Genomic DNA, 19,420 nt, shown 5'->3' on the forward strand with positions numbered 1-19,420 from the left:
TTGTGAGAGCCTGCCAATCAGCTACGAGAATCTCAACATTGCCACGAGCAATGGAGAATCTGCCGATCAGGGGGCATGGCATGGGGCAAATCCCAAGGATTCATCACCCGGAAAGAATGCTGTTTACCACAAGGCCACACATCACTGGGAACGGCCAGCCAGGTAATGATGGCGCTGAAATCAGTAACTCGAAAGTTGCAGGTTTCAGCCATGATCGCGCGATCAGGATCAGCCGCTTCGATCATCGGGCAGGGACGATCTTTATTGATCAGACCATAAGGATCCAGGCAGCAATGCAGCCGAACGAGACGTGCGGATGGACTGGCTGTGCTGGCGTCCTTCGTCGGCACAACGTCATGACAGGTCAAATTTTTTGACTGACAGCAGGCCGGGAGTGCCTCATGCGGCATCTGAGCAATAGAGCTCTTTGAAGTTTCCGCAGAACTCTCGTTTTGAGCAGATTCGATTTGAGAAGTCACACAGCAACGAGTCAACAGCAGCCCCGGGACAAACCCGGAACTGAATTGCAGCAGACAGAGAGTGACAGCCAGAAATCGAAGCATCTGAAACCTGAATCTCAATGTTGTTGAGAATCGTTTTCGAGAACATCACAAAAACTGTTATCAGTCTTTGCTCAGGCCAAGTATACGACGATGCAGCGAGTCTGGCGAGATGTGTTTGGCAAAGATCCGGCGCAGGTTCAAAACCCTTACAAAGAAATCAGACTTCCAGTTCGGCTGGAGCAATCAGGAGAGCAGTCTCGACAGATCCTGCGTATTGCGGCAATTCACAGCGGGTCGCTCGCCAGCCGGAATGCACAATCGCTCCGGTAAAAGGCGGCCCACCTTCGACTTTGCCAGTCACTTTCCACAGACGGGCCTGAGTCGCATCAATGGTCACGCGACTCCCTTCTTCCCGCGACTCCACTCGTTCGAGAGCAAAAACTCGCTTAACGACCGTGCGACAATCGCGGTGGATATCCCGGGCAACAGCCCCAATCTGGGCATCATCAAAGCCGCCAAGATCTTCCTGCAGGAAATCGACAAAACGTGCCTCGCGCTGCAGCATCGAGAGGAATGTCACCGCTGGGTTCTGCGACGGCTCAACCACCGGAGACCGCGCAGGTGGAGTCGCCTGAGGAACGCTCGTCTCACGGGCTGTTGGTGCCGGCAATGACGCAGCGACATTTTTCCCCCCCAGCGCCTCTTCAACCAAGGCGGCTTTCTGATCATTGAAGAGTGTGCCAAAGAAGGCTCGAAATGCTGTTCCCAGGTGGATCATGACTGCTCCTTCATTTCCTATCTCTTGAGGCTCGCAGTTTTCCGAACTCAACGATCAATTGATGAGCCGTCCAGAACACCTGACAAAACAATCGGTTGCAGTTCAATCCGCCACAGCAAGGCAGATTCTGGGGCCGCGAACACTACTCGAAAGATCCAGCTCACTCATCGCCTCTTGCAATTGGCCAGCCGTCGTGCGATGCGTCATGATCACGAGCGGCACCACGGGGGTGTTGCTCTTGGCATCGACTTCAGGCGCTTCCGGCTGCACAATCGAAGCGAGGCTGATGCCCTTAGCCCCCAGAATGCCCGTGACTTCGGCCATCACGTTCGGTTTATCTTCAACCCGCAATCGTAGGAAATAGCGGCTCGTCGTCTGATCGGCCGGCATCACCGGGTATTCGGGACGCTCACGCCAAAGATCGAGCCTCTCGAAAGTCAGTTGTGCCCGACCCACCGCGAGATCAATCAAGTCAGCAGCACATGCCGATGCCGTCGGAGCCTGCCCTGCTCCACGGCCCGAATACCACATTTTGCCAACCATGTCGCCTTCGAGCAAAACGGCATTAAACGGGCCAGAAATCTGCGAAAGAGGCGTATCCTTGCGAATCAAAGTGGGCCGGACACTCATTTCCAACTCGCGATTGGTGAGCCGGGCCTGTGCCAGTAACTTGATGTGATAACCCAGATCACTGGCACATTTGAGGTCGCTCAAATCGAGCGAATCGATCCCTTGAATTTCGAACTGGCTGGTGGTGACGCGGGTGCCAAAGGCCAGCTGGCACAAAATCCCCAGCTTCTGGGCAGCATCCAGCCCATTGACATCCAAGGTTGGATCGGACTCGGCATAGCCAAGATCCTGGGCCTGTTTGAGAGCCGTGTGATAATGCTGGTGGTTGGCCTGCATCTCCGTGAGAATGTAGTTGCTGGTTCCATTCAGAATGGCCTGAATGCCAATGATCTGATTGGCCGCCATCGACTGCCCGACAGCCGCAATAATGGGAATTCCACCCGCCACAGCCGCCTCAAAGCAAACTGTACGCCCGTATTCTCTGGCGGCTTGGAAAATCTCATTCCCATGTTCACACAAGAGGGCTTTATTGGCCGTGACGACGTCTTTTCCCGCTTTGAGAAGTGCCAGAATGACTTCTCGTGCGGGATGAATCCCCCCCATCAGCTCCATGGCGACCGTAATTTCCGGGTCGTTGATCACAGCCTGAATATCATTCGTCAAGACACCGCTTTCGAGGCGGATGTCCCTTGGCTTGTTCAGGTTACGAACAACTGCCCGCTTGAGGACAATGGGTCGGCCAGCCCGCTCGGCAATGCGATGCGGGTGATCCGTGAGAATCCGAGCCACGCCTGTGCCCACGTTGCCTAAACCAACGATTCCAACCTTCAATGGTGCGACCGCCATGGGGTCTCCGACATACAACAGTTAAGAGCGCTTGCAGAATTCGGTTTTGAATAGAGAGAAGTCATGTTAGAAACAGCTTTTCGCCACCCAATAATGTTGTCATCGTAATGGCGGTGAAGATGTCCTGCCACACTACAGGCGTACTTCAACTCGACCACCCACTGAACATCCGTGACAATCCGGCTGATCCACTGTTATTAGTTTTCCACCTTCCACTTTGAAAGGAGACTTGGGCATGTCCATCACAACCCCTGCTTTCCAGGTGGGAGCGGTGACTTATCTGAATTCCAAGCCGCTGATTGAAGATCTGCCTGAACTTTTTCCCAATTCCACGTTAAAGCTCGATTATCCCAGCCGACTGGCGGATGCTCTGGCGGCCCATCAACTCGATGTGGCACTCATTCCATCCATCGAATACTTCCGGCTGGCACCAAAAACTCCCTGCAGGATTGTCTCCGACGCCTGTGTGGCCACACACGGCCCGGTGCACAGCGTGAAACTCTACAGCAGAGTCCCCTGGAATAAAGTTCGCACACTGGCGCTGGATGAAGGCTCTCGTACCAGTGCCACACTTGCCAGAATTCTGCTGCATGAACGCCTGGGACTGAAACCAGAACTCACGTCATTTCCTCTGGGTTCATCGATCGAAGAGACTGCTGCCGACGCAGTACTGATGATTGGTGATCGCGCGATGTCAGCCCCACGAGAGACATTCTTCGATGCGTGGGATTTGGGCGAAGAGTGGCATCGAGATACCAACCTGCCCTTTGTGTTCGCCATGTGGGTGGCGACTGGCAGACTGGTAGAATCCTCACACATCAAGCCAGACCGAATTCATCAACCGACCGATCCTGATGCCTCAGAGCCGTTCCATCTCGACCATCTGGCTGCCTTGCTTGCCGAAGCCCGCGATCGAGGCGTGGCTCGCTGTGAAGCTGTGGCTGCCCGAGAAGCACAACACATGCGGCTGACAACTGAAGAGATTGTCCGCTACTTTACTGAGAATCTGTTTTTCACTATGGGGCCAGACGAAAAGCGAGGACTGCAGTTGTACTATCAACTTGCCACCCGCCTGAATCTGGCCCCGTCAGGAGTTCAATGTGAGTTCTGCGATCCAGTCCATTCTCGATAAAGCCGTCCAGGGAGATCGCCTGTCGTTTGATGAAGGCCTTGCCCTGATCTCATCGCACGATTTACCTGCGATTGGAGATGCGGCTCATCGTGTGACCCATCGCCTCCATCCCGAACCATTTCGAACTTATAACATCGACCGGAATATCAACTACACCAATATCTGCACGGCTGTCTGCGATTTCTGTGCGTTCTATCGACCGCCCAAACATGCCGAAGGGTACGTGCTTTCGAAAGAAGAACTGCACCAGAAAATTGCCGAGACTGTCGAGCTTGGTGGCGATCAGATTCTGCTCCAGGGGGGATTGCATCCTCAGTACAAACTGGAGTGGTACGAGGAGATGTTGAGCGGGATCAAGTCGGCCTTTCCGCAGGTCAACATTCACGGCTTCTCCCCTCCCGAGATATACCACTTTACGAAGGTCAATAAGCTTCCACTGAAGACCATTCTCGAACGGCTCAAAGAGGCTGGCTTGGGGAGTTTGCCCGGGGGTGGCGGTGAAATTCTCGTCGATCGCGTTCGCAAGGAGATCACCCGCGGTAAGGTGCTGACCGACGATTGGCTCGACGTGCATCGTGAGTGGCACAAGCTTGGCGGGAAATCGACCTGCACGATGATGTACGGTCATGTCGAAACATTGGCGGAACGAATTGAGCACCTCGAACGATTGCGTCAGCTGCAGGATGAAACCGGCGGCTTCACCGCGTTCATCTGCTGGTCTTTCCAGCCCGATCATACCGAGATGGCTCACATTCCACCGGCTGGCGCTTTTGAATATCTGAAGACTCAGGCCGTCGCGAGGCTCTACCTCGACAATATTCCTAATATCCAGTCTTCATGGGTCACTCAAGGTGAGAAAATTGGAGGCCTCGCTTTGTTCTACGGGGCCAACGATATGGGAAGCCTGATGATCGAAGAGAACGTGGTGGCACAAGCCGGGACAGTCCATCATTTGACACTGGCCACAATTCGCCGACTTATTGAAGATGCAGGCTATATTCCCAGACAACGCAATGTCTTCTACGAGTATATCGACCAATATCCACCAGCGCCCGGGACAACCTTACCCGAGTTACCGCTTCCTCATCCAACAGCATTACCTGTGACACCCGCGATGACTGACGATCCGAATATCACTAGCGACCTCAATAAAAAGCTACTTCCCGTCCTTAATTAAAGAAACGTTCCCTGAAAATTGACGAATAATGATACCGGCATAAAGAGTTATGGTCTGCCAGCACTTCCGACCAGGCTGTGATAGTGTCGGAAGATGACTCTGTCATTGAACAAGCGACGTTCAATTATAGCCACTGAGATCCCGAGAAAAGTCGAATACCCAAAAGCTTTAGAATATTATTTCTTCTTAGCAGCGCCGAGTTCGAAGCTTTCCCTGGTTGTACCGTCGGCTTTGACACTCAGTTTGAGCGTGGAGTTTTCGTTCCCAAACTTGGGGTCAATTCCTGAGGCTTTCAGGCTGCCATGAGAACCCTCTGGCGTACCGACAGCAACGACTGAAACAGTCGCCGCCCCCACAACAGCCTGCCCCGAAGCAACTCCATCAGCATTTGTCTCAAGCACGACAGGTTGTCCCTTTCCAGTTGGTGAGACCTTCACAATCGTCTTCGCTGGTACGGGGGTGCCACCCACCGTCAAAGTGAGTGAGACATTGGCTGTTGGCGGTGCGTCAGTACTGCCTCCACAGCCCCCTAGAATCAGTACAGACACCATAGCACACGAGTAAGACCACATATTTCTATTCATGAAATTCTCCCAAATCCCTACAGGCAAAACTGGCACGAGCATCAACGCACGAGGAACCCAGATTTTTCGTTGCGTTCAATGAATTCATAAGCTACATTCGTATGCATAAATGTTCAATTGTTTTTGTGGCGATATCGGGAGATATGTCGACCTTCGTTGAGCCGCCACCCCTTCTCATTATTGTTCAGGAATTCTCATGAATCACGCCGTTCCGTCACGAAAAGCTTTTACTCTGATTGAACTTCTGGTGGTCATCGCCATCATCGCCATTCTGATTGCACTGCTGCTTCCCGCAGTTCAGCAAGCACGAGAAGCTGCCCGTCGCACGCAGTGTCGCAACAATCTCAAACAGTTGGGGCTGGCACTTCACAACTATCACGATAACAGCAACATCCTTCCTCCAGGCAATATCTGGCGACTCAACGGCACGAATCAGAACCGCCCCTCGAACAATGGCGATACATTGGATCAGAACCGCAACCTGGGCCCCAACTGGATGGTCTTCATCCTTCCATTCATCGATTCATCCCCCCTCTACAATCTTCTCGACATCAACAGCGCGATGTCGATCAATACCGGCAACAACGCCACCATTCGCAGTACGATCATCAGTGGTTATCTCTGCCCCTCCGATTCGTTTAACGGCACGTTGTTAAACCGCTATAACACCTTCGATAATGCTGGTACAGCGGGTACTGCCGGCCCTCGCTGGGCACGTGGAAACTACGGCGCCAACATGGGACGCGAACGAGGTGGAGTCACATCTCAATATGCTGCTGATACCGGCGATCGCCGAGGTGCGATGGGTTACGGAAGCGGCGCTCGCATGCGAGACTTCACTGACGGCACCAGCAATACAGTCATGGTCTGGGAAATGCGTGCCGGCACAAGTGACCAGGATCCCCGCGGCACGTGGGCTTTGGGTCGTCAAGGCACCAGCATGGTGGGCGGTTGCGATAATGTCGGGGACTGCCCAGGTATCAACCCTGGCAACAGCAATTCGGAAGATGTTCACGGCTGTAACAACGACACAGGGATTCGCATGGGGTGCTTCAACGGCGCGGATGGACAAGGTGCACCACGCAGCCAACACACCGGGGGTGTGCATGCCCTTTTGGGAGACGGGACCGTCCGCTTCATTAGCGACAACATTGATTTCAACATTCACCGCGCGTTGAACAGCGTGGCTGGTGGCGAGCAGGTTGGTGAGTTCTAGACCTAGTTCCATGCCAGCGTGTTGGCGTGAGTCGAGCGTTTGAAATTGAAAGCCTGAGTTTTGCACCAGTATGAAAGTTGACTGTCGTAGAACGAACTTGTATTTGCGATATCAACAGGTTGTCTGCCTTCGCGGATGAACTCTGACTTACTCCGTAAGCCCACGCAAGATGCCGATCCTGCGTGGGCTTTTTTTGGCCGAAGTATCTCCTTTGTGATGATGAGCGATTTCGACTCAGCCTTGCTTCCACAACAATTCTGTTCAATAGTTCAACACTTTATTGTGGTGTCCGTAAATCATACCTGTCCTCGTCAATCCAATGATCGATATACAGAACCTCGGTTCTCTGAGAGATTTAATGACTGCAATCACCCGCTACGGAACAACTCGCCGCTGGTCTGATGTCGTCGTGCATGGTGGGGTCGCTTACTTCGTCGAAGTTCCAGCCGATGCAGCGGCCGCTCCAGAGGCACAGTTGTCACAAGTCTTTCAGCAGGTCGAAGCCACGCTCCAGAGTGTCGGGAGTCGCTTAGACCGGCTGCTGCAGGTGATGGTCTACCTGCCTTATCCTGAGGATCTGGCCGAGTTCAACCGCCAGTGGGACAACTGGATCCCCGAAGGCCATGCCCCATCGCGTGCCTGTTTGCATGCGGCACTGGTCAATCCTGCTTATCGAGTCGAACTCGTGCTCACCGCAGCAATCATCGAGCGTTAAGGCAACCTCGCTCGGAGCCGTCTTTTACAAACAACTGTTACCCAAGGGTGGCCAGGCCAACTGGTGGCCGGGTTGTCGTACTTTGTACGATGACAAGAAGCCGCGCCATGCGCATGCCCTGCCAAAACCTTTCACATGGCATTGGGTGGCACGACCCTGCAGGTTTTGCGGAAGGGCGTGGTCTTTACGTCCTTCCACGTCAAATTCAATTTACTGTAGAGTTGGCAGGGGGTTGGGGTGAGATGTCTTCATTCGCCCCCAGTTCCACGGCGTTACCAGCACGAATTCATCCGCAACATGTTTTCCTGACTTAATGGCAAGTTCGCCATCAACGATCAAAGTCCAATAACCTGGGGGCAAACGAGGACGTTTGACCCCAGCCACTCAGTCGAACTCGTGATTACAGCAGCAGTCATCGAGTGTTAAGACATGCTTGCTCGGAGCGGCAAGCATGGCACACAGAGCGATATCATTTCACAGAAGTGCATGACTCATGATTTATCTTCAAAGTGGCTTTCGAGCCACTTGCGATCAACTTCAGGCCAGCTCAAACTGAATTCCAGTCGCTTACCAGTCATCGGATGGATAAATCCCAACCGGGCTGCATGCAGGTAGAGCCGGGGAACTCCATCGAGAGAATGTGTCCCGTAGACATCGTCTCCCACAATCGGGTTTCCTTTTTCGGAGAGATGAATTCGTACCTGATGTGTGCGCCCGGTCTCAAGCTGGCAGCGGATCCAGCTGACAGGTGCCAACTCACCAGTTCCTGACTTGAAGTGACCCTGCCGACTGGCCACGAGATTGGTCGCAGCCATTTTTCCAGCTGGTAATGGATTGGCTGCGGGACTATCTTCAGCCCCCGCTTCGAGCATAGTTACCGGCTGGCGGCTGCCTCGGCGACCATCGCCCCGGTCTCGAATCAGTTCACTTTCCAGTCGTTGAGGCTCTATCCAGCCCCAGACCAGAGCCTCGTACTCTCGCAGCACATCGTGCGCTTGAAACTGAGCGTAGAGCTTTGCTCCCGCTTCGGGAACCCGACTCAAGACAACGAGTCCACTCGTCTGACGATCGAGCCGGTGAGCTGCTCGCACATGACACGGCGGGGCTTTCGGGGTGTGTAATCTCGATTTTGCAGAACTTCCTGTCGCATCGCGCCGCTGAGAATCACGACGCATCTGGTCTCGACGATGAACGGGGCGTTGACCGGCGGGTAACAATGGCGGCCTGCCCGGCGATGTAGGATTTGCCCTTCCGGCAATGGTGGCCTCCCGCCCTCCCATCAAACGAATGGTGACCGCTTCATCGAGCGTCAACGCACGCCAGCGTAACTCGGGAGCATCTGGCAGATCGTCATACCGGCGCTCTGTGACCATTCCTTCAGGCTTCAGTGCGACTACGATCTGCTCATCGACATAAATCAGCTCAATCGAGTTTTCATCAGGCAATGCAGCCGCGGGATGAGCGAGAACTTCGATTCGATCACGTTCTGTGAGACGGCGGGTTTCATCGAAGCAGGCGTACCGATTGACGAGCACCCGCCGCTGCTCGATCACTTTACGGACTGCACTCCAGCTTTGATCAGGGAGCAGTTTCCGCAAGGTGGCAACAATCGTCTGGCCAGCGAGCGAAGAATCGACCACGACAGGAGGCATAACCACAGGAGAAGGAACTGGACGAGGCACGGGCGATTCCATGAATACAAATATCAAGTCGCGGCAACCAAAGCCGATACAATGCCTTGGCTGGAATTGAGAATATAACGCGAAACGATCTGCAGGGCGCGTGGATCCAGTTCAATGACTGCTCATTGCCAGTCTTTCGACACAGGTTTCTTTTGCCGTCGCTCAGATCCGCGAGATGACGACATACGCCAATGCCCCCAGGAGAGCACCAACGGGGACTGTGCTGACCCAGGCCAGCAGAATTTCTCCCACCGTGCGCCATTTGGCCTGGCCGGTGGTGATGCCGATTCCCAGCAGCGAGCCCACACTGACATGCGTGGTGCTGACGGGCAGGCTGTGAAAGCTGGCAGTGGTTACCAGGAGCGCTGTCGTCAGACTGGCAGCAAACCCCTGACCGGGATTCATGGCGGTGACCTTCTTTCCCAGCGTTTCTGCCACTTTGTCGGCATCCAGTAACCCGCCCAGCGCGATCAGCACAGCGACACCCAGATATCCTCCATAGAACCCTGTTGATTCTTTCATCTCGGGTAACACCATCAGGAGTGCGACCATTTTGGGAGTATCATTCAAACCCCGCGCAAAACTGGCAGCCCCCGCACTGGCATAGTGCAGGACATCGAGTGTTCGCGTGCGATGATCAGGTGCCAGATGGCATAACCTCAAAGTTAGATAAGCCATGCCACCAACAATGACAGCCACGACCGGGCTGAAGAACAGTGGATAAAGAAACGTTTTACCCAGTGCTGAAAACTCGACATTCGTACCACTCCCAGCCAGACCGGCCCCGGTGATCCCACCGACCAGGGCATGTGTGGTCGAGACGGGAAAGCCCAGTCTTGTCGCCAGAAAACTGGTGCACGCAGCCCCCACAGCGACTGCACTCAAAAAGCCCGGAGACCGAACCAACTCATCAGGGACAATCCCTTTCCCGCTGAAAGCCTTCAGTAAGCCTTCTGCAAGAAAAATGGAGGCCATTGAACCGGCCAAAGTCGTGGCCGTCCCCCAGTAAAGGGCTTGCCTTAAGGTGGCTGTACCACTGCCATAGAGCGAGGCCACACCCTTGAAGTTGGCATTAGCGCCATTCGTAAATGCCACGAAGCCAACAGCAAGTATCAACAAGATCGTCAGCACGGCGAGCACCCCGCTTCCGTCGTATCCGAAAAGGCGATCAGTCCTGAAGCAAGGCTTTACCGGGAACTCTTCAATACTCCACTTGCCCCGGACTCTTCACCGATCCGGGACTCTTCCAACTCTGCCGGGTGCTGCTTGAGTGAAGCGTATTCTTTCCAGGAGCCTTCGTAGAGCCGCACGTTCGGATAGCCGGCAATATGCTTCAGATAAAATCGCAACAGGCTCCCTTCGCGTGATGTCCCGCAATAGACCAGAAGCTCTTTGTCGGGAGTCAGTCCAGCGGCTTTCAGTTCTGCCTGAACCTGTTCGAAGGGTTTGAACTGGTGTGTATTCTCTTCCTCCATCAGCCTCGCCCAATGAAAACTAATGGCCCCGGGGATATGCCCCTTCCTCAGCCAGACGTCATCCTGACCCAGATACTCGTTCTTAGGACGGGCATCGACCAGGACCACGCCGGGTTTTCCTTTGCGAGCCAACACCTCTTCGACAGTCAGTGCAATTGAGGGCTGACCCTTAACGGGAAGGAGCCCTGGTGGATTACCAAAATACTCTTGTGTCACGGGCAAACCGGCGGCTTTCCAGTCTGGCAATCCGCCATCGACAATGCGGATATCCTCGACACCAAATTTTTCGAGCACATAAGCCACCATGGTGGCACTCAAAATCTCGTCATTGGGAAGTGCTTCCCCTGTCGCGTAGATCAGATGTGTCCGGTCGCGATGAACGCCAGCGCGTACCAACAGTGCTCGCGTCAGATCATCAGGAAGGTACTGGACGGGAACCCCCAGATCTGTCCCTCGCAACGTATCAAAATTCAGATGATGGGCTGTCGGCAGATGGCCACGGAAGTAATCTTTGTAGCCACCGCGTGTATCGAGCACGACAGGCCTCTTGGCAGGATCGGGATGCTCGATGAGTTTGACTGCATCCTGCGGAGAAATGATACCGATTTCGGCTGGTAACACTTCTCCGATGAAGAGCATGGCGAAAGGGAGCAAAGCGACATGCAAAAATGTCTTCAGGGTGTTTCTCATGGATTAAGACCATCCCGCTGCTGATGTTTCCACCGACACCTCTGCGGGTCGGACTCGCCAACAATCTTACGCCCATTAGATTATTGCTGCCACTCACCTGATTCCACAGACGGCGCGGTCGGCTTCACCCCCACGACTTCAACGGCATTGCCAATACACGGCTGGGAGGCCTCCATCGCCAGGCAGAGAAAACACCAAACTCGGCCAAACGCTAGAACCTGACGCCGACTTCGCGCAGAAAAATATAATCACGCTTTCTGTTCAGCCGGATGTGGCAGCAAGGAAAAATATGGTGGCGAAACCTTCCGGACGGTAGACTCAGGCGAAAGTTGAAGTAACGCTTCCGGCAGGGGAATGCAGATGTCCATCGCGGAAAGAGCCAAAGCCATTTACGAATCGGAACTGCGGGAACGTATGGAGCAGGAGCATCCCCAACAGTTCGTCGCCATCGAACCCGAGTCGCACGCCTTCTTTCTCGGATCATCCTTCATCGAAGCCGCACTCAAAGTCAAAGAGGCTTTCCCCGACCGCAAGGCCTTCGTCCTGCGAGTGGGTCACGAAGCCGCATTTCATATCGGAGCAGCGTCACGATGAACGGGGTCGTCGACGACGATGATCGGGCGTTGATTGAAATCGAAGTCTCGCAAACATATCGAGGTCCGACATCGCGAGTAACGGCCTGGATTGACACCCCTTTCGATGGTCACCTTGTTTTTTCGTCAACGCTGATTCGAGAATTGCAACTGGAATCACTCGTTGAAACAGAGGCGATCCTCGCGGATGGAACCCGTGTCACACTCGAAACACATGTCTGCTATATGGAATGATTCGGGCGCTGGCAGGCGATGCAGGTCATCGCGAACGATGGTCGCTTCCCCTTGCTGGGAACTGGCTTGCTGGCCGGCCGTCAACTCCTCAGCGACTACCAATCCAAAGTGCTGTCCCTTTTGTAGGCAAATCGCCTGTTCACGACCTAGCGTGAGTACTGGCTATCTCCGGCTTATCTCGGCGAAGGGTTCCGCGACGACTTGAAAATCGTCCTCGTAAGCAATGTAGCCGGGATTTGTGGCCTTTCTTTCAATGACGGCAATCTGTTGCTGCCGCAGGAGGATCGCGAGGTATCGCACCTGTGAAACGTGGCGGGCGGCGGTCGATTTGAACCAGCAGACGCCGCTGGAATGGGCGCCGGGTCTTCGCGAACAGGCCAGCCGCTGGGGGATCGGCAAATGCTCCGCGAACCAATCGAGCACCAGGCGGATCTCGCGGCGTTCCAGCGATTCCAGATGATCCGCGTCCAACAATTCGTACGCGACGTGGAAAACCCCGACCTTCAGGCCGGTCTCCGCATGCCGCCCATGGGTCTCGAATCGGAGAAACATCGCCTCACTCCGTCATTATCGGATCGGCACTCAGGATGTACCGCACACGCTCCTTGAACACGAACTCCTCTTCGCGGAGAGTCGCCGGAGTGAGAGCCTCCGAATGGACGGTAGGTTCGCCCCATTCCCCTTCCCAGCAGCCATAAAGCTCAATGATGTTGTGAGACCTGAGTTGGGCCTCCAGATAATCGGCCAACTGCTCATGATTGGCTGCTTCCCTGGCCAGATCCGCCGCATCGAATTCCTGCACGCGGGTGTCGGGATCAAGGCGAAACCAGATCTCGGGCCAATCGCCGTTCTGATACATCGCATGTCGAAACCCGCACCCGCAACCCGTGCTCGAACCGATCGATTTCAGAAACTTCAGCGAGAGATGGTGCCGTAAGTCCGCCTCGGCTTCGCAAGCCGCATTGGTGGCGTTGAAAGCTGGCTTTTCTTCATTCCACGCCACCGAAGGTAATGGCTTAGACGATGCCGCATGGAGCATGAAGCACATTCTCAACTCGCCTTCTCAAACAGGCTTCACCAGCCAAAACGCTTCAGGCCAGGTTTTGCACTTTCTTGAGTGAGACGGCATTGATGCAGTAGCGCAGGCCTGAGGGAGCCGGGCCATCGGGAAAGACGTGGCCCAGGTGGGCACCGCAGATGTTGCAGGTCACTTCCACGCGCACCATGCCGTAACTGTTATCGAGATGATAGGCCACATGGCCAACATCCTGGGGCTGTGTAAACGATGGCCAACCTGTCCCGCTCTCAAACTTTTCACTGGCATCGAAGAGCGTTGTCCCACAACAAGTGCAGGCATACTCGCCCGGCTCGAATAACCGGCACATTTGCGAACTGTGGGCGCGCTCAGTTCCCTTTTCCCGGGTGATCCGAAACTGCTCGTCTGTCAGCAGGTCCTTCCACTCGGCTTCACTCTTCTCGACTTTTCGCGGCGGAACAGGATTGCCCTGTTGAGCAAAGTTCAGGACGTCTTTCCAGGTCAGCATTGAGTCTCTCCCGCGCGATTTCTCATTAGCATATCCGTAGCTCTTCTACGGATGAGTTTTCTTTCCGCAAGCAAAAGCTGTGGCGAATTATAGGCATGAACTGTTGGTGCGATCGACATGATGTCCGAAAGAAATCGCTATTTCACATCCCGCAGACGGTGGATCGTCACCCATTCATTCCATTCGGGCCCCCATTTGTCATACTTGACCAGATGCAGGCCGTGCTTCACTCCGATAATCCTTCCTCGATACCATTCGCTTTTCCACCAAATCTCAACCGGGCTGTTGATGGGCCTGGTCACAGGAGTCGGCGTTCTCAAACGTTCGGGAGTCACCCACTCGTCGTCACTTTCCTGATAGCCGTAGTAATGCACCCGGCTCAATGCTCCATTACGACCGATGACAAAGCCCCGATAGTACTTTCCATGCCACTCGATTTCGGTTCTCTGGCCAATTTCCGGGTCTGTCGGCTTGTGAGATGCACGAATGACGAAGTTCGGGTCGAACCCTTTCGTGAACAAACTCTGCGACATCTGACGCTCGGCAAAAGCCATATCAAGTTCAATATTCGCGTCCAGCTCTGAGAACGTGATCTGGCCGTTGCCGTCATCATCCATGTAACCGCGGCCTCGAAAAGCTGAAATCAGATTTTCGGTAAATGTCCAATTCCCTGTTGAACTCGAATTGTGGTGAGCCGATGCCAGCACTGCGAACGAAACTTTAGGGTTGGGAAGCCGGCGTACCGCTTCGGCCATGGCACCGGAGAAACAATGATCGAGGGCGATGACCACGCGCTGTGCCCGACACAACCGATTGATCTCACGAGGAATAGTCGCGACTTCCCAGCCTCGATTGGCACCAGCCGTATCATAACTGACGAGGAAGGTCTGTTTGTGATCGCTCGTGTTGTAGCCATGCCCGCAATAGTAAACGATGACGAGATCGTCTTTCGCCGGCTGCTTGAGAAATCGAGTGAACTCCTTTTCGATGGCGGCTGTGGTTCCCTGTTCATCGCAGAGATACGTGATCTGAGCTGCTGGCACGCCGCACTCTTTGAGAACCTGCAGCATCTCGGCATCACGGCGATGTTTTTGCGGGAACGGGCCGTACTGCGGGTTTTCCCACTTCAGCAACCCCACACAGAAGACCCAGGTTCGAGCCGGTTGCCAGTTCGCATCTCCTCCACCAACTCCGGCTTCGGGCTGTGCGGCTGTAACAATCTCAATCCGAGACCACAACAGATTCACAACGATCAGCGCGACTATCAGCCAACGTTCGAACCGGAAGAACAGAAGACCTGTCACGGTGACTTCCAATGAGGGTCATGAACTGGGGAGAAAAGAAAGCTTCCGCCACTTTGGGAAAAGTTGCTCTCCAAACCGGACGGATCCGCCAGCGGAAATTCAGCATGCTCACAAGTGGAGCCGGGCCATCACTATCATTCGATGGTGATGGCCCAGCCAAGTCAATTGAAAACGAAGATGAACGCGAACCCGCAATCAGAATTCACCAACGGTGGCTCCGTCGTTGATCATGGCTAAATTGCGATAAGTGCCGATATCCATGTTCTCGCTGAGAAAACGAACGGTGCCGTCCCCCATGAGAAAGTGGGCTCCTCCCGTGTGAAGACTGCCGAACCCCGGCGTCCAGCCCCGGTTGGAATTAGTGAGTTGGCTGTTGAGACGAAACCACGTATCGCCAATAGTCGCCCGGCCCTCAACCGTTGACCGGTTGAGCACTCCGGCCCATGGGGCGTGACCGTCGTCGTCCAAAGCATTTGTGGAGGGGGTATAGCGTTCGCCAACGAGCAACACGTTGCTTGAACCGTCCGTCATATCACGCAGTCCTGTTCGACTGTTCTCAGTGAAAGTTCCACGGTAGGTTGCGAATGTGGGAATTGCTGCATCCGAAATACCGGCCGCCACTCCTCCGGAAAAAAAGGTGCCAGCAACGGCGGGATAGTTGGATCGGCCGAAGTTGACGCCCTGATCTTCCACCGCGGAATTATCGGCCATGCGAACATTGCCATTTGAAAGGGTCGGGCCACCCACATCCGATGGACAGCGCAAGGCCCCCAGAGGTGTCCTCAGGGCGTCGGACATCGCTGTGGTGACAGCTGGCAATCCAATCGCTCCCGGATAGGGAAACGATGATGAAAAACGCGGCGAAAGGACGTTGTAGAGCGGTGCCTGATCCAACTGCGGCAGGATCATGACATTCCAGCCCCATCCAGAATATGAAGTTCCCGCTGCATTGGTGCCAATCCAACCGGGTGGGAATGCGTTGGCCTGATCATGATAATTGTGCAGCGCCAGACCCAGTTGCTTGAGATTGTTTCGACACTGCGTCCGACGGGCCGCTTCACGAGCCTGTTGCACAGCAGGAAGTAAGAGTGCGATCAGAATCGCGATAATCGCAATGACAACCAATAACTCAATGAGTGTGAAACCATGTTTGTGAATCCTCCCCAGCATTACTCGAACCCTTGATATCGAAGAAGGAAATTGGCGATTCCAGATTCCACACACAATAGCAATATTCGCGCCCAAAAGACTCGATGACCATCAGTGATGGCGACTGGAAGTTGAGAACATGACTTAAGGGCTCATGTGCATGCTTCATCACCCCAAGCAAATCAGACTTTAGCATTCTCTGATGGGCACAAAGCGGTGCCATTTGACCTCTCGCACATAGGTCGAGGGACTCATCCATTTTCTATTGACATTCGTTCGCATAGAACTCGCGCGAACCTTCGCCTAACGATTGGGCAAGCGGGGCCAGCAGAAAGAAAACTCCACGCGTACCCCGTGAGCATTCATACTAATGACTGCTAAGGACCGTAGGTGTTGTTACGGACAGAAAACCAACCCTGTTGATCCAAAAACCTTACGAAACATACCGTTCGAGAAATTCGCGCAGGTTCTCTCTGGCACGGGCCAGGAGTGATTTCACGGCTGGCTGAGTGAGATCCATGGTTTCGGCAATGTCGGCGTAGCTCATACCTTCGAATTTATGGAGCAGGACAGCCATGCGCTGCCGGCTGTTGAGTTGTTCCATGGCGGCACGCACAGCGGCCTGCAGTTCGGCTTTGTCGAGTTGCCGGGCTGGCATGAGTGCCGATTTCTCGACGACCAGTTGTTCTTCCGGGCGACTGCCCATGGAACCGGATTCATTCCCCGCGAGCGAGATTTCTTTTCGCCGACCTTTGTTCCGGCGGGAGTTACTGGCCAGATTATTGGCGACTTTGAACAGCCAGGTCGAAAACCTCGCCGTCGCGACATAGCTTTCGCGAGCGCGATAAATTCTTAGAAAAACTTCCTGGGCCAGATCTTCCGCCGTCTGCTGATCTTGAACCAGATGATGCAGAATCCCGACAAGGCGATCCTGATAAGCCGCCACCAACTGCGAAAAGGCAGCATCATCTCCCTGCTTGGCACGGAGCATGAGCTGCACATCCGGATCGCGCAAATAGCCCGAATCGGTTCCTGCAGACATGAGAGCAGCCGATGTCACGTTACAAGGTCTCCGTCAGTCAATTTCTTCTCAGCAAATTCCCTTTTCAGCACTATACCAGATCAGTGAACCTTTCGTTTCCTGAAGATCTCCTGAAATTGTGACAATCTATGAGCCTTAACTTCCTGACCTGCCACGCGAAAGCTCTCGCAACACCTTCCGCAGACTCGAACAGCGACCACAAGAATATACATTTGTCACCCATGGCGACTTGATGTCAACGGCCATGGGGCTATGCTGTGACAAAATGATCAATTTTTGAACGGGCAACCCTCTCAGATCAATACTTGCAGGGCTGACGCACAACATTGAATCTCCGCCATTTTTGAATTATCCCGGCACCCTGAGTGCCTCTTTACCTTACTAGAGTGGTTTCATGTACAGAGTTCTGATCACTGACAATTTGTCTCCCGCTGGCCTGAAGATTCTCAAAGAAACTCCCGGCATCGAAGTCGATCTCCGTAAAGGGCTCACCCCCGACGAAGTTCGTGTCGCACTTCACGACGCCGATGGCATTATCATCCGCAGTGAGACCAAGCTCACCCCGGAGATCCTCAAGGATCAGCCGCGGCTGAAAGCCATTGTGCGGGCTGGTGTCGGGACCGATAACATCAACCTTCCTGCGGCCACGCGCGAAGGCATTGTGGTCATGAATACGCCGGCCGGTAATACCACCAGCACGGCTGAACATACCATTGCCATGATGATGGCTCTTTCCCGCAATATCGCTCCTGCAGCCTCCAAACTTCGGGATGGTGTCTGGGATCGCAAGAGCTTCACTGGCACCCAGTTGGCAGGAAAATCGATCGCGATCGTCGGGCTGGGCCGGATTGGCCTGGCGGTGGCCCGTCGAGCCATGGGTCTGGAAATGAAGGTCCTCGGATTCGACCCGTTCATGTCCGTCGAACGTGCTGCCGAGCAGGGGATTGAGTTGTACCGTGATATCGACGAGATGATCACCAAGTGTGATTACCTCACGGTGCACACGCCCCTCTCCCCTGAAACAACCAACCTGATTGGAGCCGAACGCCTGGCCAAAATGAAGAAAGGCGTCCGCATCATCAACTGTGCCCGCGGCGGCATCATTAATGAAGCGGAGCTGGCACAAGCGATTGAATCGGGGCATATCGGCGGAGCGGCTCTCGATGTCTTCGTGAAAGAACCGACACCACCGGATAATCCTCTGCTCAAACTGCCGCAAGTGCTCTGCACTCCCCACCTGGCCGCTTCGACCGATGAAGCGCAAGAACTGGTGGCAGTGGAAGCTGCCGAGATTATGGCTGGATTCCTGGTGCGGCACGAAGTTCGCCATGCCGTCAACATGGCCCCGATTTCTTCTGCCGAGATGGCCGATATGCGAATTTATCTCGATCTGGGTCTGAGACTGGGTGTGGTTCTCTCTCAGCTCAATAAGAGTGGTGTCCGCAGTGCCAAGCTGACCTTCCGTGGCGAAGCTGCGACCAAAAAGACCAAGCTGATTTCCAACGCCTTTGCTGCCGGCCTGCTCTCTTCGGCACTGGCCGAGAACGTCAATATTGTGAATGCCGAGATGCTGGCTCACGAGCGCGGGATCCAGATCACGGAATCGCTCTCTTCGGAAGTTTCCGATTTCTCGACGATGATCAGTGCCACGGTCTACACAGATGAAGGGGAATGCAGTGTTGCTGGCACGATCTTCGGTCGTCAGTTCCTCAGACTGGTTCGCGTCAATCAGTTCCATCTGGATGCTTATCTCGATGGAACGTTACTGCTCTACAGGCACATTGACCGTCCGGGTGTTATTGGAACAATCGGTACAGCCTGTGGTCAGCATAATGTGAATATTGCCCACATGGCTGTCGGACGCGAGCGGAATGAACCGGGTGGAGAGGCACTGGCGATTCTGAATCTCGATAATGAACCCTCTGCCGAAGCACTCGCTGCAGTGCAGGCAAATCCAGCTGTTACGAGCGTCCAACTGCTGCGTCTTCCCAAGGCTGGTAATCCACTCCCCTGGTTGACGACGCAATCGGTTTGAAACGCATTTCCTAAGAAAATGACAAGAGTTTCGTGGCATGCTTGCAGCCCCGGGCAAGCATGCAGCGGGACAATGTTGTGGATGAATTACAGAGATATTGGGCATGCTCATCCCGGGCTATGAGCCCGGCACAGTGTGCATGTTGCCACAG

Annotated in this window: 20 protein-coding genes; 7 read left to right on the forward strand and 13 right to left on the reverse strand. The window is 54.3% G+C overall.

Annotation, left to right across the window (positions count from 1 at the left end):
* Positions 1-32: 32 nt before the first annotated feature.
* The 3 genes from PLIM_RS14425 to PLIM_RS14435 form a co-directional block, all read right to left on the reverse strand.
* Positions 33-563: a hypothetical protein gene (locus PLIM_RS14425; protein WP_013111060.1), complete on the reverse strand. Its 531-nt coding sequence runs from the start codon at positions 561-563 to the stop codon at positions 33-35.
* 157 nt (positions 564-720) lie between these two features.
* Positions 721-1,281: a DUF2760 domain-containing protein gene (locus tag PLIM_RS14430; RefSeq protein ID WP_013111061.1), complete on the reverse strand. Its 561-nt coding sequence runs from the start codon at positions 1,279-1,281 to the stop codon at positions 721-723.
* A 102-nt stretch (positions 1,282-1,383) separates the two neighbouring features.
* The gene (locus PLIM_RS14435; protein WP_013111062.1) at positions 1,384-2,697 is read right to left on the reverse strand and encodes a homoserine dehydrogenase; all 1,314 of its coding nucleotides are present in this window, start codon (positions 2,695-2,697) and stop codon (positions 1,384-1,386) included.
* 235 nt (positions 2,698-2,932) lie between these two features.
* On the opposite strand from PLIM_RS14435, the gene PLIM_RS14440 reads away from it, so the two are divergent.
* Both PLIM_RS14440 and mqnC read left to right on the forward strand, forming a co-directional pair.
* Positions 2,933-3,829 (forward strand): menaquinone biosynthetic enzyme MqnA/MqnD family protein, encoded by an 897-nt coding sequence (locus PLIM_RS14440; RefSeq protein ID WP_013111063.1) that lies wholly within the window; start codon positions 2,933-2,935, stop codon positions 3,827-3,829.
* Positions 3,798-5,006: a cyclic dehypoxanthinyl futalosine synthase gene (gene mqnC / locus PLIM_RS14445; RefSeq protein ID WP_013111064.1), complete on the forward strand. Its 1,209-nt coding sequence runs from the start codon at positions 3,798-3,800 to the stop codon at positions 5,004-5,006. Before PLIM_RS14440 ends, mqnC begins: the two co-directional genes overlap by 32 nt.
* A gap of 176 nt (positions 5,007-5,182) precedes the next feature.
* Here mqnC and PLIM_RS14450 read toward each other — a convergent pair whose 3' ends face one another.
* Entirely contained in the window at positions 5,183-5,590 is a 408-nt protein-coding gene (locus PLIM_RS14450) for a hypothetical protein (RefSeq protein WP_013111065.1), read from the reverse strand.
* 196 nt (positions 5,591-5,786) lie between these two features.
* Here PLIM_RS14450 and PLIM_RS14455 point away from each other — a divergent pair, with 196 nt between their 5' ends.
* Together PLIM_RS14455 and PLIM_RS14460 are read left to right on the forward strand one after the other, a co-directional pair.
* Positions 5,787-6,806 carry a DUF1559 domain-containing protein gene (locus PLIM_RS14455; protein ID WP_013111066.1) on the forward strand — a complete coding sequence of 340 codons (1,020 nt, stop codon included), beginning with the start codon at positions 5,787-5,789 and terminating at the stop codon, positions 6,804-6,806.
* Positions 6,807-7,164: 358 nt separating this feature from the next.
* Positions 7,165-7,521, forward strand: a complete 357-nt coding sequence (locus PLIM_RS14460; RefSeq protein ID WP_013111067.1) for a Rid family hydrolase — start codon at positions 7,165-7,167, stop codon at positions 7,519-7,521.
* Between the two features lie 491 nt (positions 7,522-8,012).
* Here PLIM_RS14460 and PLIM_RS23015 read toward each other — a convergent pair whose 3' ends face one another.
* The 3 genes from PLIM_RS23015 to PLIM_RS14475 all read right to left on the reverse strand — a co-directional run bounded on the left by PLIM_RS23015 (position 8,013) and on the right by PLIM_RS14475 (position 11,368).
* Complete coding sequence (locus PLIM_RS23015) at positions 8,013-9,203, reverse strand: RluA family pseudouridine synthase (protein ID WP_013111068.1); 1,191 nt, start codon at positions 9,201-9,203, stop codon at positions 8,013-8,015.
* Between the two features lie 162 nt (positions 9,204-9,365).
* On the reverse strand, positions 9,366-10,334 hold the full coding sequence (locus PLIM_RS14470) for an inorganic phosphate transporter (RefSeq protein ID WP_041403705.1): 969 nt from the start codon (positions 10,332-10,334) through the stop codon (positions 9,366-9,368).
* A gap of 56 nt (positions 10,335-10,390) precedes the next feature.
* Positions 10,391-11,368, reverse strand: a complete 978-nt coding sequence (locus PLIM_RS14475) for a sulfurtransferase (RefSeq protein ID WP_013111070.1) — start codon at positions 11,366-11,368, stop codon at positions 10,391-10,393.
* A gap of 360 nt (positions 11,369-11,728) precedes the next feature.
* On the opposite strand from PLIM_RS14475, the gene PLIM_RS14480 reads away from it, so the two are divergent.
* Positions 11,729-11,962: a hypothetical protein gene (locus PLIM_RS14480; RefSeq protein ID WP_013111071.1), complete on the forward strand. Its 234-nt coding sequence runs from the start codon at positions 11,729-11,731 to the stop codon at positions 11,960-11,962.
* Entirely contained in the window at positions 11,959-12,195 is a 237-nt protein-coding gene (locus PLIM_RS14485; RefSeq protein ID WP_013111072.1) for a pepsin/retropepsin-like aspartic protease family protein, read from the forward strand. Before PLIM_RS14480 ends, PLIM_RS14485 begins: the two co-directional genes overlap by 4 nt.
* Positions 12,196-12,357: 162 nt before the next feature.
* Here PLIM_RS14485 and PLIM_RS23020 read toward each other — a convergent pair whose 3' ends face one another.
* The 6 genes from PLIM_RS23020 to PLIM_RS14520 form a co-directional block, all read right to left on the reverse strand.
* Positions 12,358-12,747, reverse strand: coding sequence for a hypothetical protein (locus tag PLIM_RS23020; RefSeq protein WP_013111073.1), 390 nt, complete (start codon positions 12,745-12,747; stop codon positions 12,358-12,360).
* 4 nt (positions 12,748-12,751) lie between these two features.
* Positions 12,752-13,234, reverse strand: a complete 483-nt coding sequence (locus PLIM_RS14495) for a hypothetical protein (protein ID WP_041401832.1) — start codon at positions 13,232-13,234, stop codon at positions 12,752-12,754.
* Positions 13,235-13,286: 52 nt separating this feature from the next.
* Positions 13,287-13,739, reverse strand: coding sequence for a peptide-methionine (R)-S-oxide reductase MsrB (msrB, locus tag PLIM_RS14500; protein WP_013111075.1), 453 nt, complete (start codon positions 13,737-13,739; stop codon positions 13,287-13,289).
* A gap of 137 nt (positions 13,740-13,876) precedes the next feature.
* A complete protein-coding gene (locus tag PLIM_RS14505) occupies positions 13,877-15,043 on the reverse strand; it encodes a caspase family protein (protein ID WP_013111076.1) in 1,167 nt (388 codons plus the stop codon).
* Positions 15,044-15,238: 195 nt separating this feature from the next.
* Complete coding sequence (locus PLIM_RS14515; protein ID WP_041401837.1) at positions 15,239-16,213, reverse strand: DUF1559 domain-containing protein; 975 nt, start codon at positions 16,211-16,213, stop codon at positions 15,239-15,241.
* 412 nt (positions 16,214-16,625) lie between these two features.
* Positions 16,626-17,234, reverse strand: a complete 609-nt coding sequence (locus PLIM_RS14520; protein ID WP_041401839.1) for an RNA polymerase sigma factor — start codon at positions 17,232-17,234, stop codon at positions 16,626-16,628.
* Between the two features lie 394 nt (positions 17,235-17,628).
* Here PLIM_RS14520 and serA point away from each other — a divergent pair, with 394 nt between their 5' ends.
* Positions 17,629-19,269: a phosphoglycerate dehydrogenase gene (gene serA, locus PLIM_RS14525; RefSeq protein WP_013111080.1), complete on the forward strand. Its 1,641-nt coding sequence runs from the start codon at positions 17,629-17,631 to the stop codon at positions 19,267-19,269.
* The last annotated feature ends 151 nt before the right edge of the window (positions 19,270-19,420 follow it).

Source organism: Planctopirus limnophila DSM 3776 (assembly GCF_000092105.1).
Classification (GTDB): domain Bacteria; phylum Planctomycetota; class Planctomycetia; order Planctomycetales; family Planctomycetaceae; genus Planctopirus; species Planctopirus limnophila.

Bases quoted from the DNA above. Each gene is read 5' to 3' on its own strand.
- PLIM_RS14425 (WP_013111060.1), bottom strand. From the start codon at position 563: ATGCTTCGATTTCTGGCTGTCACTCTCTGTCTGCTGCAATTCAGTTCC.
- PLIM_RS14430 (WP_013111061.1), bottom strand. From the start codon at position 1,281: ATGATCCACCTGGGAACAGCATTTCGAGCCTTCTTTGGCACACTCTTC.
- PLIM_RS14435 (WP_013111062.1), bottom strand. From the start codon at position 2,697: ATGGCGGTCGCACCATTGAAGGTTGGAATCGTTGGTTTAGGCAACGTG.
- PLIM_RS14440 (WP_013111063.1), top strand. From the start codon at position 2,933: ATGTCCATCACAACCCCTGCTTTCCAGGTGGGAGCGGTGACTTATCTG.
- PLIM_RS14450 (WP_013111065.1), bottom strand. From the start codon at position 5,590: ATGAATAGAAATATGTGGTCTTACTCGTGTGCTATGGTGTCTGTACTG.
- PLIM_RS14455 (WP_013111066.1), top strand. From the start codon at position 5,787: ATGAATCACGCCGTTCCGTCACGAAAAGCTTTTACTCTGATTGAACTT.
- PLIM_RS14460 (WP_013111067.1), top strand. From the start codon at position 7,165: ATGACTGCAATCACCCGCTACGGAACAACTCGCCGCTGGTCTGATGTC.
- PLIM_RS14475 (WP_013111070.1), bottom strand. From the start codon at position 11,368: ATGAGAAACACCCTGAAGACATTTTTGCATGTCGCTTTGCTCCCTTTC.
- PLIM_RS14480 (WP_013111071.1), top strand. From the start codon at position 11,729: ATGTCCATCGCGGAAAGAGCCAAAGCCATTTACGAATCGGAACTGCGG.
- PLIM_RS14485 (WP_013111072.1), top strand. From the start codon at position 11,959: ATGAACGGGGTCGTCGACGACGATGATCGGGCGTTGATTGAAATCGAA.
- PLIM_RS23020 (WP_013111073.1), bottom strand. From the start codon at position 12,747: ATGTTTCTCCGATTCGAGACCCATGGGCGGCATGCGGAGACCGGCCTG.
- PLIM_RS14495 (WP_041401832.1), bottom strand. From the start codon at position 13,234: ATGCTCCATGCGGCATCGTCTAAGCCATTACCTTCGGTGGCGTGGAAT.
- msrB (WP_013111075.1), bottom strand. From the start codon at position 13,739: ATGCTGACCTGGAAAGACGTCCTGAACTTTGCTCAACAGGGCAATCCT.
- PLIM_RS14515 (WP_041401837.1), bottom strand. From the start codon at position 16,213: ATGCTGGGGAGGATTCACAAACATGGTTTCACACTCATTGAGTTATTG.
- PLIM_RS14520 (WP_041401839.1), bottom strand. From the start codon at position 17,234: ATGTCTGCAGGAACCGATTCGGGCTATTTGCGCGATCCGGATGTGCAG.
- serA (WP_013111080.1), top strand. From the start codon at position 17,629: ATGTACAGAGTTCTGATCACTGACAATTTGTCTCCCGCTGGCCTGAAG.